Source organism: Atlantibacter sp., from assembly GCF_032062175.1.
Lineage (GTDB): Bacteria > Pseudomonadota > Gammaproteobacteria > Enterobacterales > Enterobacteriaceae > Atlantibacter.
On record NZ_DAMBQK010000023.1, the window covers coordinates 30,236 to 44,338 of the forward strand.

The 14,103-nt window shown below is 56.8% G+C and carries 16 protein-coding genes; 7 read left to right on the forward strand and 9 right to left on the reverse strand.

All coding sequences use genetic code 11. From position 1 onward, the window contains the following. Positions 1 to 95: 95 nt before the first annotated feature. The gene (locus RT120_RS17620; RefSeq protein ID WP_312984730.1) at positions 96 to 338 is read left to right on the forward strand and encodes a hypothetical protein; all 243 of its coding nucleotides are present in this window, start codon (positions 96 to 98) and stop codon (positions 336 to 338) included. 2 nt (positions 339 to 340) lie between these two features. Here RT120_RS17620 and RT120_RS17625 read toward each other — a convergent pair whose 3' ends face one another. Both RT120_RS17625 and chaB read right to left on the reverse strand, forming a co-directional pair. Next, positions 341 to 1,033: a gamma-glutamylcyclotransferase gene (locus RT120_RS17625; protein ID WP_312984650.1), complete on the reverse strand. Its 693-nt coding sequence runs from the start codon at positions 1,031 to 1,033 to the stop codon at positions 341 to 343. A gap of 209 nt (positions 1,034 to 1,242) precedes the next feature. Beyond that, complete coding sequence (chaB, locus tag RT120_RS17630; protein WP_144129267.1) at positions 1,243 to 1,473, reverse strand: putative cation transport regulator ChaB; 231 nt, start codon at positions 1,471 to 1,473, stop codon at positions 1,243 to 1,245. Positions 1,474 to 1,745: 272 nt separating this feature from the next. Between chaB and chaA the strand changes: the two genes are divergently transcribed. Further along, complete coding sequence (chaA, locus tag RT120_RS17635) at positions 1,746 to 2,843, forward strand: sodium-potassium/proton antiporter ChaA (RefSeq protein ID WP_312984652.1); 1,098 nt, start codon at positions 1,746 to 1,748, stop codon at positions 2,841 to 2,843. Positions 2,844 to 2,901: 58 nt separating this feature from the next. Here the strand turns inward: chaA and kdsA are convergent, their stop codons facing one another. Genes kdsA through hemA form a run of 6 tightly spaced genes read right to left on the reverse strand, consistent with a single transcriptional unit; the run spans position 2,902 to position 8,215 of the window. Next, positions 2,902 to 3,756, reverse strand: coding sequence for a 3-deoxy-8-phosphooctulonate synthase (gene kdsA, locus RT120_RS17640; RefSeq protein WP_312984654.1), 855 nt, complete (start codon positions 3,754 to 3,756; stop codon positions 2,902 to 2,904). A 40-nt stretch (positions 3,757 to 3,796) separates the two neighbouring features. Next, positions 3,797 to 4,606 carry an invasion regulator SirB1 gene (gene sirB1, locus RT120_RS17645; RefSeq protein ID WP_312984656.1) on the reverse strand — a complete coding sequence of 270 codons (810 nt, stop codon included), beginning with the start codon at positions 4,604 to 4,606 and terminating at the stop codon, positions 3,797 to 3,799. Further along, positions 4,603 to 4,998, reverse strand: a complete 396-nt coding sequence (locus RT120_RS17650) for a SirB2 family protein (RefSeq protein WP_312984658.1) — start codon at positions 4,996 to 4,998, stop codon at positions 4,603 to 4,605. The genes sirB1 and RT120_RS17650 overlap by 4 nt, the downstream gene beginning before the upstream one ends. A 3-nt stretch (positions 4,999 to 5,001) precedes the next feature. Continuing rightward, the gene (gene prmC, locus RT120_RS17655; protein ID WP_312984659.1) at positions 5,002 to 5,841 is read right to left on the reverse strand and encodes a peptide chain release factor N(5)-glutamine methyltransferase; all 840 of its coding nucleotides are present in this window, start codon (positions 5,839 to 5,841) and stop codon (positions 5,002 to 5,004) included. Next, on the reverse strand, positions 5,841 to 6,923 hold the full coding sequence (gene prfA, locus RT120_RS17660; protein ID WP_312984661.1) for a peptide chain release factor 1: 1,083 nt from the start codon (positions 6,921 to 6,923) through the stop codon (positions 5,841 to 5,843). Before prfA ends, prmC begins: the two co-directional genes overlap by 1 nt. A gap of 35 nt (positions 6,924 to 6,958) precedes the next feature. Then, positions 6,959 to 8,215 carry a glutamyl-tRNA reductase gene (gene hemA / locus RT120_RS17665; protein ID WP_312984663.1) on the reverse strand — a complete coding sequence of 419 codons (1,257 nt, stop codon included), beginning with the start codon at positions 8,213 to 8,215 and terminating at the stop codon, positions 6,959 to 6,961. A 202-nt stretch (positions 8,216 to 8,417) separates the two neighbouring features. Between hemA and lolB the strand changes: the two genes are divergently transcribed. The 4 genes from lolB (at position 8,418) to dauA (ending at position 12,800) form a co-directional block, all read left to right on the forward strand. Further along, the gene (lolB, locus tag RT120_RS17670) at positions 8,418 to 9,041 is read left to right on the forward strand and encodes a lipoprotein insertase outer membrane protein LolB (RefSeq protein WP_312984665.1); all 624 of its coding nucleotides are present in this window, start codon (positions 8,418 to 8,420) and stop codon (positions 9,039 to 9,041) included. Continuing rightward, on the forward strand, positions 9,041 to 9,901 hold the full coding sequence (gene ispE, locus RT120_RS17675) for a 4-(cytidine 5'-diphospho)-2-C-methyl-D-erythritol kinase (RefSeq protein WP_409515067.1): 861 nt from the start codon (positions 9,041 to 9,043) through the stop codon (positions 9,899 to 9,901). The genes lolB and ispE overlap by 1 nt, the downstream gene beginning before the upstream one ends. 150 nt (positions 9,902 to 10,051) lie before the next feature. Next, positions 10,052 to 10,999 (forward strand): ribose-phosphate diphosphokinase, encoded by a 948-nt coding sequence (gene prs / locus RT120_RS17680; protein ID WP_002437209.1) that lies wholly within the window; start codon positions 10,052 to 10,054, stop codon positions 10,997 to 10,999. 121 nt (positions 11,000 to 11,120) lie between these two features. Continuing rightward, a complete protein-coding gene (dauA, locus tag RT120_RS17685) occupies positions 11,121 to 12,800 on the forward strand; it encodes a C4-dicarboxylic acid transporter DauA (protein ID WP_312984666.1) in 1,680 nt (559 codons plus the stop codon). 103 nt (positions 12,801 to 12,903) lie between these two features. Here the strand turns inward: dauA and ychH are convergent, their stop codons facing one another. After that, a complete protein-coding gene (gene ychH, locus RT120_RS17690; RefSeq protein WP_125295384.1) occupies positions 12,904 to 13,179 on the reverse strand; it encodes a stress-induced protein YchH in 276 nt (91 codons plus the stop codon). Positions 13,180 to 13,452: 273 nt separating this feature from the next. Here ychH and pth point away from each other — a divergent pair, with 273 nt between their 5' ends. After that, the gene (gene pth / locus RT120_RS17695; RefSeq protein WP_312984669.1) at positions 13,453 to 14,037 is read left to right on the forward strand and encodes an aminoacyl-tRNA hydrolase; all 585 of its coding nucleotides are present in this window, start codon (positions 13,453 to 13,455) and stop codon (positions 14,035 to 14,037) included. Positions 14,038 to 14,103 lie beyond the last annotated feature (66 nt).

A 14,103-nucleotide genomic window follows, 5' to 3' on the forward strand; every position in this document is an offset into this window, starting at 1 on the left:
CATCTGCGCCCCCCCTCTTTGGTGTTATGCATAAGCGTGATTTGTGAACAGAGTCACGTCCTGGGGTAGTCTTTTTTATGGCAGAGGGTAAAGAGATGGCGATGGTAAAAACGAGTCTGACGTTGTTTGGCGGGGATACGGTGGTGGTACGCTGTTCTGATTCTTGTCACATTCATTTGATGAGCGCCAAAGGCGCAGCCAGCAGTACGGCGGATATTTTAAGCGTGCAAAACCGCAAGCACGCTTATCTTACCGTTCCCTACAGCGGTACCTGGAACGTGCTGATCGACAGTCACAGCCAGTCGCTGGATCACTCCATCAGCTACGTTCCCGCCTGAGTTTATGCAAACCCCGGTTGCCAGTGAGCGTCGGACTGGGGTGCCTGCAACGCGCGAACCGCACTAATAAGTTCATCTAATGTCGGGTCGCGCATCCCCAGCTTGTCGAGTTCCTGCTCCAGTGAAAACAGATACTGGGCATTTGTGCCGAGCGGGCCGCTGGCGGCGGCAATCAGCGGGGCGATGATCGCGGCGCGGGTGTCGGATTCATACAGCGAGTGGCGCGGGTCCATAATAAACACCAGCGCGTTGACGGTACGGCCATCGTCCAGCGCCAGTTTGCACCAGGTGGGCAGATAGCAGCCGGTGATCATTTCACGCTTCCACAGCAGCTCCAGCTCTTGATCGAGCGTCGCTTCCGGCAGGCGATACGCCACGCCGGTGGTGCGACCGCCCTCTTTCAGCGCCAGCATCCGTCCCGGCTGGCAGGCGGTGCCGCGGCCTGCGGTTAAGCGCAGGCAAAACGCCCGGTGCCAGCCCGGCAGCGTGCCGGTGGCTGACTCGTCATACTCCAGCGCCGGGTTCCACATTAGCGAACCGTAACCGAAAATCCATACCGGGCCATCGTCAGGCCGACAGGCCAGCGTCGCCGCAAGGGATGCCGCGCGCTGCTCAGATGACCACAATAACGATTCCTCAATGGCTCCAAAAGCCGTCTTACAATCCGCTTTCATTAAGAAATCACGTGTTAGCACTTCATACCTCCACCACTGCCACTCTTCCCTGACACCCTCTTGCCCTGTCTGCTGTTCATTTCGAAAGCAATTATGCTGTGACGATAGGCAATTAACCCAACGCTGGCAAGAGTTGAAAAATTGATTTGGCACAATTTCGGAGATTTGAAGACATTTTGTGGGGCGCTGGCGACGCAACGCCCAGGGTTATCAATTAATTAGCAGTGGATTTATTTTTTCTTATGCCACTTTTCATCGTCACCTTTTTGGTAATCATGTTTTACAGCCGCCCACGCCACGCGGTGCGCGGTTTCCTCACGGCTGGCGTCACCGCGCCGGTCGTCAGCATCTTTATACTGATCCCAGGCGCTGTTAAACGCTTCTTTGTAGATATCCTGGGCGTGGGCTGGCAGTACGTTGGTGACGTTTTCGGGTAAGTCGCTACGTGATTTATACGGCATACAAACCTCTCTTTTCAGGGACAACTTCAAAGTGTGGGCCAGGACGTACGGTTTTGCCAGGTTATGGGATAAATGTCAGAAGCTTCTCATTAATTCATTGTTAGTTAAATGGATTCTAAACAAGATAGCGGTTTATCCCCTTCTGAGGAAAAATTTTACCGCAGGCCGTAAAACTTCGTAAATATTCCCGGTGACCATGCGGTTTTTTGCTATTTTAGTGACCTTTCTCACAATGACTATAATGATAAAACCTGCTTCTCTGGAGTTATAAGATGACAAAAACAGTACAAGAGGCGGTGAAAACCCGCCATAAGGAGTCCTCTCTCATTTTCCCGGTGATAGCACTGGCGGTGCTGGCATTTTGGGGGGCCAGCCAGTCGCTGCCAGTGGTTATCGGCATCAATGCGCTGGCGCTTGTCGCGATCCTGAGCAGCGCATTTAGCGTGGTGCGCCACGCGGATGTTCTGGCGCATCGCCTGGGCGAACCTTACGGCTCGCTGATCCTCAGCCTTTCAGTGGTTATTCTTGAAGTCAGTTTGATCTCCGCGCTCATGGCGACCGGCGATGCCGCGCCAACCCTGATGCGCGATACCCTTTATTCCATCATCATGATCGTCACCGGCGGCCTGGTCGGCTTTGCGCTGCTGCTGGGCGGGCGTAAATTCGCTACGCAGCATGTCAATCTGTTCGGCATTAAGCAGTATTTAATTGCCCTGTTTCCGCTGGCGGTGATTGTGCTGGTGTTCCCGATGGCGTTGCCAGAGGCCAACTTTACGGTCGGCCAGTCGATTCTGGTGGCGTTGATTTCTGCCGCCATGTACGGGGTGTTTTTGATCATCCAGACCAAAACCCACCAGAGCCTGTTTGTGTATGAGCATGAAGATGAAGGCGATGACCCGCACCACGGTAAGCCGTCCGCGCACAGCAACGTATGGCACGCGGCCTGGCTGGTGGTGCACCTGATTGCGGTGATTGCCGTGACCAAAATGAACGCCAGCCCGCTGGAGTCGCTGTTGACCACGCTGAATGCGCCGGTGGCGTTTACCGGCTTCCTGGTGGCGCTGCTGATCCTCTCCCCGGAAGGGCTGGGCGCGATTAAAGCGGTGATGAATAACCAGGTGCAGCGAGCGATGAATTTGTTTTTTGGCTCGGTACTGGCGACCATCTCGCTGACCGTGCCGACGGTGACGCTGATTGCGATCCTGACCGGCAACGATCTGATTTTCGGTCTCGGCGCGCCAGAAATGATCGTGATGCTGGCCTCTTTGGTGCTGTGCCAGATTTCGTTCTCCACCGGGCGCACCAATGTCCTTAACGGCACCGCGCATCTGGCGCTGTTCGCCGCCTATCTGATGACGATATTCGCCTGACCGCGAAAACAAAAATGCCCTGCAAATTTGCAGGGCATTTTTTTATCACAGCGGAAAATTAGTTTTCCGTGTCCAGCTCATCGAAGCTCTTAACCAAATCGTCAATCGCTTTGATCTGCTTGAGGAACGGCTCCAGTTTCGCCAGCGGCAGCGCGGACGGGCCGTCACATTTCGCGTTGGCTGGATCCGGGTGCGCTTCGATAAACAGACCGGCGATGCCGACCGCCATACCGGCGCGCGCCAGCTCGGTCACCTGGCCGCGACGTCCGCTGGATGCCGCGCCAAACGGGTCACGGCATTGCAGTGCGTGGGTGACATCGAAGATCACCGGCGAGTTGCCAGAGGCTTTCTTCATCACGTTGAAGCCGAGCATATCCACAACCAGGTTGTCGTAACCGAAGTTGCTGCCGCGATCGCACAGGATCACCTTGTCATTGCCGCCTTCGATAAATTTGTCAACGATGTTGCCAACCTGGCCTGGGCTGACAAACTGTGGTTTCTTCACGTTGATCACCGCGCCGGTTTTCGCCATCGCTTCGACCAAATCGGTCTGACGAGCGAGGAACGCCGGCAGCTGGATCACGTCAACCACATCGGCCACCGGCTGCGCCTGGGAGGCTTCGTGAACGTCGGTAATGACTTTCACGCCAAAGGTCTGTTTCAGCTCCTGGAAGATTTTCATCCCTTCTTCCAGGCCCGGCCCGCGATAAGAATGAATCGACGAGCGGTTCGCTTTATCAAAGGAGGCTTTGAATACGTAAGGGATACCGAGTTTGTCGGTCACGGTGACGTAATGTTCGCAGATGCGCATCGCCAGATCGCGCGATTCCAGAACGTTCATACCGCCGAAGAGAACGAACGGCAGATCGTTCGCTACGTTGATATCACCAATACTCACCACTTTTTGTTTCATACGTTCGCCTTATCAGGTGTAAATCAGAAACGTGCTGCGATTAATGCAGGGTAATCTGTTTGTGAGAAATCGAATTGATTTGCGCCCGGATCATTTCGCTGATTGGGTCTTCAGGACACTGCTCGACGAAGTAGCTCAGATCGGTCAACGCCACATGGTCGCAGTCAAGCTGGGCGTAGATCAGCCCGCGATCGCGGATTTCGTACGGATCTTCCGGATTGAACTGCAACAGCGCCTCGCTGGTGCGCAGCGCCAGCAGCATCTGCCGCTCTTCCATCAGCGCCGCTTTCAGGGTGTCGAGCAGCTTGCGGATCACTTCAGCGTTTTCGGACTCTTCGAGATCGTCCACGAACAGTTCCGCCACCGGGCTGATGTTACCTTTCAGCCACACTTCCAGCGTATGTTCGTCGAGAGTTTCGCCGTTGAACGGGTTGATGAGCCACATTTCGCCATCCATCCAGTCGGCGCGCAGGATCAGTTGGGTCGGGAAAATCACCGGCATCAGCGGGATATCCAGCTGTTCGGCAACCCACAGCAAAATCGCCCCCAGCGCAACGGCGCTGCCCTGGCGGTTTTCCAGCACTTTATCCAGCCACAGCGCATCGGACAGCTTGTAAATGCCCCGGGAATCCTGGAAGCCCCACTCGCCGTAAAACAGATCCAGCAGTTTTTCCAGTTGGATATCCTGGTGCAGCCCGCCGCTGATCTCTTCCCGGGCGAGCGCGACCAGCGATTGCAGCCGATCGTAAACGTCCTTCGTCGGGAAGTCCTCGCGGATCAGCTGCGAAATCAGAATCATGCCGTCACATAACGGCGCTTTATTAAACTCGAAATCGGCTAACGACTTCATACAAACCCCAATAACGGTATTTTGGTGGTAGCCAGCTTTATCACAATGTAAATGACTACCAGGCCCAGCAGAAAGGCTATCCAGCGCACCTGCTGGCTACGCGGGCGTTTGCCCAGCGCGATAAAACCTAAAACGATATAGATGATAACGCCAAAAAGCTTCTCAGTCAGCCATGCGCCTTGAGGGGTGAATGGGTAGAAATGGGTGATCATCACCAGCGCCACACCCGTTACCAGCAACAGCGTGTCGTTAACGTGCGGGACAATCCGCACCCAGCGTTTGGTCGACATGGCTGAATCGCGATATTGCCACCAGTAGCGCAGAATAAACAGGCTAACAGAAAGGAAAGCGGTGAGAATATGCACGTGCTTAAGCGCAAAATACGTTGCCATGACTTACTCCTGTGATGTTATTTGTCCCATGGTCAGGCGTTCATTGCCGCCATAATCCAGACCGGTTTCTACTGCGATAAATCCTGCTTGATGAAACAACGCGCGCACCGCCTCGCCCTGCCGCCAGCCGTGCTCCAGCACCAGCCAGCCGCCGGGTTCAAGGTAAGCCCGCGCTTCACGAATTAAAAAATCGATATCGGCCAGGCCAGAATCCTGCGCCACCAGCGCAGACAGCGGCTCAAACCGCACGTCGCCCTGCTGGAGATGCGCATCTTCGCTGTCGATATAAGGAGGATTGCTGACGATAAGCTGAAAGCGCTGGCCCTGAACGGCGCTAAACCAGTCGCTTTGCCGGATGTCGATATTGGCGATGTTGAGGCGCGCGGCGTTACGCTGCGCCAGCTCCACCGCGTCTGGCACGTTATCCACCGCAACCACCCGGCAGTCCGGGCGCTCGGAGGCCAGCGCCAGCGCAATCGCGCCGGTGCCGGTACCTAAATCGAGAATACGGCAGGGTTCAGCGGGCAAGCGGGCCAGCGCCTGCTCTACCACACATTCGGTGTCCGGGCGCGGGATCAGCGTAGCCGGCGAAACCCTCAGCGGCAGCGACCAGAATTCCCGAACGCCGGTAAGATACGCGACGGGTTCCCCCGCTGCGCGCCGGGCTAATAGCGCGTCAAGCTCAGCCAACTGCGCCTGGGTTAACGGCGTTTCGCCGAACGCCAGAATAAAGGTGCGCGCTTTGCCGGTTACCAGGCCCAGCAGGATCTCCGCGTCACGACGCGGCGATTCGCTATTAATAAGCTGTGCGGCGGCCTGCCGTAACCAGTGCTGAAACTCCATTAGTCCTGCTCGGAAAGTGCGGCGAGCTGATCGGCCTGGTATTCCTGGACGATAGGTTCGATCAGCATATCCAGTTTGCCTTCCATCACTTCATCCAGACGGTACACCGTCAGGTTGATGCGGTGGTCGGTTACGCGGCCCTGCGGGAAGTTATAGGTGCGGTTGCGATCGCTGCGATCGCCGCTGCCCAGCAGGTTGCGGCGGGTTGACGCTTCAGCCTGGTGGCGTTTGGCCATTTCCGCCGCATGGATACGCGCGCCCAGCACCGACAGCGCTTTGGCTTTGTTTTTATGCTGGGAGCGTTCGTCCTGGCACTCCACCACAATGCCGGTCGGCAAGTGGGTAATACGGATCGCGGAATCGGTGGTGTTAACGTGCTGGCCGCCCGCGCCCGAGGAGCGGAACGTATCAATACGCAAATCGCCAGGGTTAATGTCCGGCAGCTCGGCTTCCGGCAGTTCCGGCATTACCGCCACGGTACAGGCGGACGTATGGATACGGCCCTGGGATTCGGTAGCCGGTACGCGCTGGACGCGGTGGCCGCCGGATTCGAATTTCAACCGGCCATAGACGCCGTCGCCGCTGATTTTAGCGATCACTTCTTTATAGCCGCCATGCTCGCCGTCGCTGGCGCTCATGATCTCGACCCGCCAGCGGCGCGATTCGGCGTAGCGGCTGTACATGCGGAACAGATCGCCGGCAAACAGCGCGGCTTCGTCGCCGCCGGTTCCGGCGCGCACTTCAACAAACGCGTTGCGCTCATCATCAGGATCTTTCGGCAGCAGCAGTACCTGTAATTCCTGCTCAAGCTGTTCGCTTTTCTGTTTCGCTTCGCTTAATTCTTCCTGCGCCATGTCGCGCATTTCCGGGTCATCCAACAGCATTTGTGCCGTTTCGATGTCTTCCTGAACCTGTTGCCAGAGCAAAAAACAGCGCGATACATCGCTCAACTGTGCGTATTCACGGGAGAGCGCGCGAAAGCGATCCTGATCCGCGATAGTCGCAGCATCACCAAGCAGGGCCTGAACTTCTTCGTGGCGCTCCTGCAAGGCTTCTAGTTTGGCAACGATAGAAGGCTTCATAGGCGGTGTTTCACCTTGTTATATGTATTGTTGTGCTACTCCAGCCCAAGGCTGTTGCGCAGAATATGCAGGCGATCGTCATCCCCGTCACGGGCGGCCTGCTGGAGAGATTTGGTTGGCGCATGGATCAGCCGGTTGGTTAACTTCCAGGCAAGATCCTGCATGATGGCTTCGGCGTCGCCGCCTTGTTGCAGCGCAGCAATGGCACGGGCAGTGAGATCGTCACGCACCTGTTCGGCCTGGCTGCGGTATTCGCGAATGGTCTCGGTGGCACCCTGGGCGCGCATCCAGGCCATAAATTCGCTGGCTTCCTGGGCGACGATGGTTTCAGCCTGCACGGCGGCGGCTTTGCGCTGCGCCAGGTTGTGCTGAATGATCGATTGCAGGTCGTCCACGCTGTAGAGATAGGCGTTGGCGAGTTTGCCCACTTCCGGCTCTACGTCGCGCGGTACCGCGATATCCACCAGCAGCATCGGTTGATTGCGGCGGGCTTTTAACGCGCGCTCCACCATGCCTTTACCGATGATCGGCAGCGGGCTGGCGGTGGAACTGATAATAATGTCGGCGTCTTTCAGGCGTTCGTCGATTTCACTGAGTTCGATAACGTCGGCGCCCACTTCATCCGCCAGACGCTGGGCGCGCTCGCGGGTGCGGTTGGCGATGATCATTTTCGAGACGTTGTGTTCGCGCAGATGACGCGCCGCCAGTTCGATGGTTTCCCCCGCGCCGACCAGCAGCACGGTGACTTTCGAGAGCGATTCAAAGATTTGCCGCGCCAGGGTACAGGCGGCGAAGGCCACCGATACCGCGCTGGCGCCAATTTCGGTTTCGGTACGCACCCGTTTGGCCACGGAGAACGACTTCTGGAACATGCGCTCCAGTTCGCTGGATTGGGTATGCCCGCGCTGGGAATCCGAGAACGCTTTTTTGACCTGGCCGAGAATTTGCGGCTCGCCGAGCACCAGCGAATCCAGCCCGCTGGCAACGCGCATCAGATGGCTGACGGCGTCATTGTCGTGGTGCCAGTACAGGCTGTTGCGCACTTCGGCTTCATCAAGCTGGTGGTAATCGCACAGCCAGCGCACCAGGCGTTCGTGGAGATCGTCCTGCTGCTCGACGCTTAAATAGAGTTCGGTACGATTACATGTGGATAACACCACCCCGCCCTGCACCATCGGCTGCGCCAGCAGACTTTCCAGCGCCTGGTCGAGCGTTTCCGGCGAAAACGTAACGCGTTCTCGCAGTGAAATCGGAGCCGTTTTGTGGTTGATGCCGAGTGCTAAAAGGGTCATGTGTGCGGGAATAGTACCAGCGTTGATAAGGTTGAACCTGGTGCATCATACAGGATGAGCAGGGTCAATAAAAGAGAGCGACCTCTTTTGAATCAATCGGTGAACCGATCATTTAAGATAACTTGACCGTAGACGCATTTCTCGCTGACAGCTAGCATGAAAGGTTATCAAGCTAACCTACTTTCAAGGATTTGCCGCCACCATGATTCGCTCCCCTTTCCCGTTCGTCCGTCTTTTACCGCTGGCAAGCCTGATCTTAACGGCGTGTGCCGTGACAACGCCAAAAGGTCCGGGCAAAAGCCCCGATTCTCCGCAGTGGCAGCAGCATCAGCAGCAGGTCGCGAAGATTTCCCAGTACCAGACGCGCGGCTCGTTCGCCTATCTTTCTGACCGGCAAAAAGTGTATGCGCGCTTTTTCTGGCAGCAAACTGGCCAGGACCGCTATCGCCTGCTGCTGACCAACCCGCTGGGCAGCACCGAGCTGGAGCTGAACGCGCAGCCGGGCGTGGTACAACTGGTGGATAACAAAGGCCAGCGTTATACCGCGACCGACGCCGAAGAGATGATCGGCAAGCTGACCGGGATGCCGATCCCGCTCAACAGCCTGCGCCAGTGGATTTTAGGGATCCCGGGCGACGCCACGGATTACAAACTGGATGAAAACTACCGCCTGCGCGAAGTGAATTACAGCCAGAACGGCAAAAACTGGACCGTGACCTACGGCAGTTATGACACCAATACCCAGCCGGCGCTGCCCGCTAATATGGAGTTGCGCGAAGGCGATCAGCGCATCAAGTTGAAGATGGATAGCTGGACGGTGAAATAATGCGTCGCTGGCCCTCTCCTGCAAAACTGAACCTGTTTTTATATATCACTGGCCGTCGCCCCGACGGCTATCACGTTCTCCAGACCCTGTTTCAGTTTCTTGAATACGGCGACACCCTGGAAATCGATCCGCGCGATGATGACCAGATCCGTCTGCTGACCCCGGTGGACGGCGTGGCGGATGAAGATAATCTGATCGTCCGCGCCGCGCGGATGCTGGCGGCCCATGCGCGCGACAACGGTTTTACTGGCCCGCTGGGCGCGGATATCGCTATCGATAAGCAGTTGCCGATGGGCGGTGGGCTGGGCGGCGGGTCGTCCAACGCCGCGACAACCCTGGTGGCGCTGAACCATGTGTGGAAAACCGGCTTTAGCGATGAACAGCTGGCGCAGCTCGGCATTACGCTGGGTGCGGATGTGCCGGTATTCGTGCGCGGCCGCGCCGCGTTCGCTGAGGGCGTGGGCGAACTGCTGACCTTCGTTGAACCGGCTGAAAAATGGTATCTGGTGGCGCACCCCGGCGAGAGCATTTCCACGCCGGTGATTTTCGGCGATCCGGATTTACCGCGAAACACCCCGAAACGCAGCCTGGAAGCGTTACTAAAATGTGAATTCAGCAATGATTGCGAGGTTATCGCAAGAAAACGTTTTCGTAAGGTTGATGCCGCGCTTTCCTGGCTGTTAGAATACGCGCCGTCGCGCCTGACTGGCACAGGGGCCTGTGTATTTGCTGAATTTGACACAGAATCCGCTGCTCGCCAGGTGCTTAAACAAGCCCCGGAATGGCTGCATGGCTTTGTCGCCAGGGGAGTTAACCGCTCTCCGCTGCATCAAGCACTTGACGTAGTTGTTGACGAATAGCGCAGGAATTCCGGGCATACTGAGTAATGGTGACAACGTCACCCTGTTCCAGATGTTGCGCCATGCTCTTTAAATACACCGCCTGGATGGCGAGCTTCACCCGCATTGATGTCGTCATCCACCACTGGACGCATGCCTGAGGTTCTTCTCGTGCCTGATATGAAGCTTTTTGCTGGTAACGCCACCCCGGAACTAGCACAACGTATTGCCAACCGCCTGTACACTTCCCTCGGCGACGCTGCTGTCGGTCGCTTTAGCGACGGCGAAGTCAGCGTACAAATTAATGAAAATGTACGCGGTGGTGATATTTTCATCATCCAGTCCACCTGTGCCCCCACCAACGACAACCTGATGGAACTGGTTGTGATGGTAGATGCCCTGCGTCGTGCTTCCGCAGGCCGTATTACCGCTGTGATCCCGTACTTTGGCTATGCTCGCCAGGACCGCCGCGTGCGTTCCGCGCGTGTGCCGATCACCGCAAAAGTGGTTGCTGATTTTCTGTCGAGCGTCGGCGTAGACCGCGTTCTGACGGTGGACCTGCACGCAGAACAGATTCAGGGCTTCTTTGATGTGCCGGTAGACAACGTCTTCGGCAGCCCGATTCTGCTCGAAGATATGATCCAGAAAAACCTCGACAACCCGATCGTGGTTTCCCCGGATATCGGCGGTGTGGTGCGCGCTCGCGCTATCGCTAAACTGCTCAACGATACCGATATGGCCATTATCGACAAACGCCGTCCGCGCGCTAACGTATCCCAGGTGATGCACATCATCGGCGACGTGGCTGACCGCGACTGCGTAATGGTTGACGACATGATCGATACCGGCGGCACCCTGTGCAAAGCGGCAGAAGCGCTGAAAGAGCGCGGCGCGAAACGCGTCTTCGCTTACGCAACCCACCCGATTTTCTCCGGCAACGCAGTGGAAAACATCAAGAACTCCGTGATCGACGAGTTCATCGTATGTGACACCATTCCGCTGGCACCGGAAATCAAAGCGCTGGAAAAAGTTCGCACCCTGACCCTTTCCGGCATGCTGGCAGAAGCGATTCGTCGTATCAGCAACGAAGAATCTATTTCTGCAATGTTCGAACATTGATAGACATGCGTTCAGAAACCCGCTGCGGCGGGTTTTTTTTATTGCATGATGTATTTGTATGACTAATGCCTCCTTCATCTGACATACACTCAACAGATGATGCGCTCATGGATGAAACACAGTGAAAACATCTTCAATCGCCCATTTCCTGCCATTTCGCGCCCTCATCGACGCCTGCTGGCGGGAGAAATACACCGCGTCGCGCTTTAGCCGCGATTTAATTGCCGGGATCACCGTCGGGATTATCGCTATCCCGCTGGCGATGGCGCTGGCCATTGGCAGCGGCGTTGCGCCCCAGTACGGCCTGTACACCTCCGCCGTCGCCGGGATCGTCATTGCCTTAAGCGGCGGCTCGCGTTTTAGCGTTTCCGGCCCTACCGCCGCCTTTGTGGTGATCCTTTATCCGGTGGCCCAGCAGTTCGGGCTGGCGGGCCTGTTAATGGCGACGCTGATTTCCGGGCTATTTCTGGTGCTGTTCGGCCTGGCGCGCTTTGGCCGATTGATTGAATATATCCCGCTGTCCGTGACGCTGGGCTTTACCTCCGGTATTGGTATCACCATCGCCACCATGCAGATCAAAGACTTCTTTGGCCTGGAAATGGCGCACGTGCCGGAACACTATTTACAGAAGGTCGGCGCGTTAGTGATGGCGATGCCGACCCTGAACATGGGCGATGCGGCCATCGGCATTGTGACTCTCGGCGTACTGGTGTTTTGGCCGCGCTTCGGCATTCGCCTGCCGCCACATCTGCCTGCGCTGCTGGCAGGTTGTGCGGTAATGGCCGCCGTGAATATGCTCGGCGGCGACGTCGCCACCATCGGTTCCCGCTTCCATTACGTACTGGCGGACGGCACCCAGGGCAGCGGCATTCCGCAACTGCTGCCGCAACTGATGCTGCCGTGGAATATTCCCGACTCCGGTTTCACCCTGAGCTGGTCATCCATTCAGGCGCTACTGCCCGCCGCGTTTTCCATGGCGATGCTTGGGGCGATTGAATCGCTGCTGTGCGCGGTGGTGCTCGACGGCATGACCGGCACCAAACATAACGCCAACAGCGAACTGATCGGTCAGGGGTTGGGCAACCTGATTGCGCCGTTCTTTGGCGGGATCACCGCCACGGCGGCGATTGCCCGCTCTGCCGCCAACGTGCGCGCCGGGGCCACCTCGCCGGTAGCCGCCGTGATCCACTCGCTGCTGGTGATTATGGCGCTGCTGGCGCTGGCTCCCCTGCTCTCCTGGCTGCCGCTGTCGGCTATGGCGGCGCTGCTGCTGATGGTGGCGTGGAATATGAGCGAGGCCCACAAAGTGGTCAGCCTGCTGCGCCATGCGCCGAAAGACGACATCCTGGTAATGCTGCTGTGTATGTCGCTCACCGTGCTGTTCGATATGGTGATCGCGATCAGCGTCGGCATTGTGCTGGCCTCGCTGCTGTTTATGCGCCGGGTCGCGCGCATGACGCGCCTCGCGCCGCTCAACGTCACGGTGCCGGACGATGTGCTGGCGGTGCGCGTTACCGGTCCGCTGTTCTTTGCGGCGGCTGAAGGGGTATTTGGCCCGCTGATGCAGCAGGCCGAAGGGAAACGCATCATCGTGATGCAGTGGGATGCGGTGCCGGTGCTGGATGCCGGCGGGCTGGACGCCCTGCAACGCTTTATCGCCCGTTTGCCGGAAGGCTGCGAGCTGCGCATTTGCCATCTGGAATTCCAGCCGCTGCGCACCCTTGCCCGCGCCCACGTCAAGCCGATCCCTGGGCGTCTGGCATTCTTTCCTGACCGCGAGGCGGCACTCGCCGAGCTGTAATCGTTACGCTGATGCGGGCCGCTGCGCCTGCATCAGTGCGCCTGATGGCTGTTGAAGCAAAAAAACGGCCCCGCCTGCGGAGCCGTCTTTTAAAATTGATGAGTTAGCTATGACGATGTTCGTCGCGGCGGCAGCGCTTATCAAAGTGGCGCACCCACCAGTAGCGGTCGCAAACCTGTTCATGCCCACCAACGCGTGCGCCAGCAAGCCAGAGAACGGCCCCGACAAAGATGCTTAATACCGCTCCATGGGCGAAAAATTGTGGCAGGTTTAGCTGAGGCAACTGATTCAGGATGGAATACGCGACGCCAACAACCATGACAACTAAGCCCAACCCCATAAGAAAGTTACCGAGTAACGAAGCGTTTTTGCGTTTCATATGTCACCTCCGGAACGAAAGGGTGTGTGGGAATATCCCCATTCCTTGTGTGTAAAGTATAGACAACAGTTATGGTTCTCTGTTGCGCCTGGGATCACATTTACGCGCCTGAGCTCACAAATCTTGACATATAACTTGCTGAACTGCATGAAATTCTAATGGTTCAGTATAGTTATTATTCAATACTATCAGGCCACCGATCGTGCCGCTTTGTCATCATGACCTGAGCGAAGTAAACTACCTGGCGATTTACGGGCAAACTGGAATAACAACGTGACGATAAAATTGATTGTCGGCCTGGCGAACCCCGGCGCTGAATATGCGGCGACCCGCCATAATGCCGGGGCATGGTATGTGGATTTACTGGCGGAACGCCTGCGCGCGCCGCTGAAAGAAGAAGCCAAATTTTTTGGCTACACCTCGCGGGTGTCTCTTGCCGGAGAAGATGTGCGACTGCTGGTCCCGACGACCTTTATGAACCTGAGCGGCAAAGCGGTCGCGGCAATGGCGGGCTTTTACCGCATCGCGCCGGATGAAATCTTAGTGGCCCACGATGAATTAGATCTGCCGCCTGGCGTGGCCAAATTTAAATTAGGCGGTGGCCACGGCGGGCACAACGGCCTGAAAGATATCATTAGCAAGCTGGGGAATAACCCGAATTTTCACCGTTTGCGCGTGGGAATCGGTCATCCCGGCGATAAAAACAAAGTTGTTGGATTTGTGCTGGGTAAACCGCCCACCTCCGAGCAGAAATTAATTGATGACGCCGTAGACGAAGCGGCGCGTTGCACCGAGATTTGGTTAAAAGAAGGTCTGACCAAAGCCACTAACCGTTTGCACGCCTTTAAGGCGCAATAGACGGCTTTTTATCGGGCGACGGGGTGAAATACGCCCCGAATAACGCCTGTTACATGTATAATAGGC

What these genes read in the sequence shown, in the direction of transcription:
- prfA (WP_312984661.1), bottom strand. Translation starts at nt 6,923, where the DNA reads ATGAAGCCTTCTATCGTTGCCAAACTAGAAGCCTTGCAGGAGCGCCAC.
- kdsA (WP_312984654.1), bottom strand. Translation starts at nt 3,756, where the DNA reads ATGAAACAAAAAGTGGTGAGTATTGGTGATATCAACGTAGCGAACGAT.
- sirB1 (WP_312984656.1), bottom strand. Translation starts at nt 4,606, where the DNA reads ATGAAGTCGTTAGCCGATTTCGAGTTTAATAAAGCGCCGTTATGTGAC.
- ispE (WP_409515067.1), top strand. Translation starts at nt 9,041, where the DNA reads ATGCGTCGCTGGCCCTCTCCTGCAAAACTGAACCTGTTTTTATATATC.
- prmC (WP_312984659.1), bottom strand. Translation starts at nt 5,841, where the DNA reads ATGGAGTTTCAGCACTGGTTACGGCAGGCCGCCGCACAGCTTATTAAT.
- ychH (WP_125295384.1), bottom strand. Translation starts at nt 13,179, where the DNA reads ATGAAACGCAAAAACGCTTCGTTACTCGGTAACTTTCTTATGGGGTTG.
- RT120_RS17620 (WP_312984730.1), top strand. Translation starts at nt 96, where the DNA reads ATGGCGATGGTAAAAACGAGTCTGACGTTGTTTGGCGGGGATACGGTG.
- chaA (WP_312984652.1), top strand. Translation starts at nt 1,746, where the DNA reads ATGACAAAAACAGTACAAGAGGCGGTGAAAACCCGCCATAAGGAGTCC.
- lolB (WP_312984665.1), top strand. Translation starts at nt 8,418, where the DNA reads ATGATTCGCTCCCCTTTCCCGTTCGTCCGTCTTTTACCGCTGGCAAGC.
- chaB (WP_144129267.1), bottom strand. Translation starts at nt 1,473, where the DNA reads ATGCCGTATAAATCACGTAGCGACTTACCCGAAAACGTCACCAACGTA.
- hemA (WP_312984663.1), bottom strand. Translation starts at nt 8,215, where the DNA reads ATGACCCTTTTAGCACTCGGCATCAACCACAAAACGGCTCCGATTTCA.
- RT120_RS17650 (WP_312984658.1), bottom strand. Translation starts at nt 4,998, where the DNA reads ATGGCAACGTATTTTGCGCTTAAGCACGTGCATATTCTCACCGCTTTC.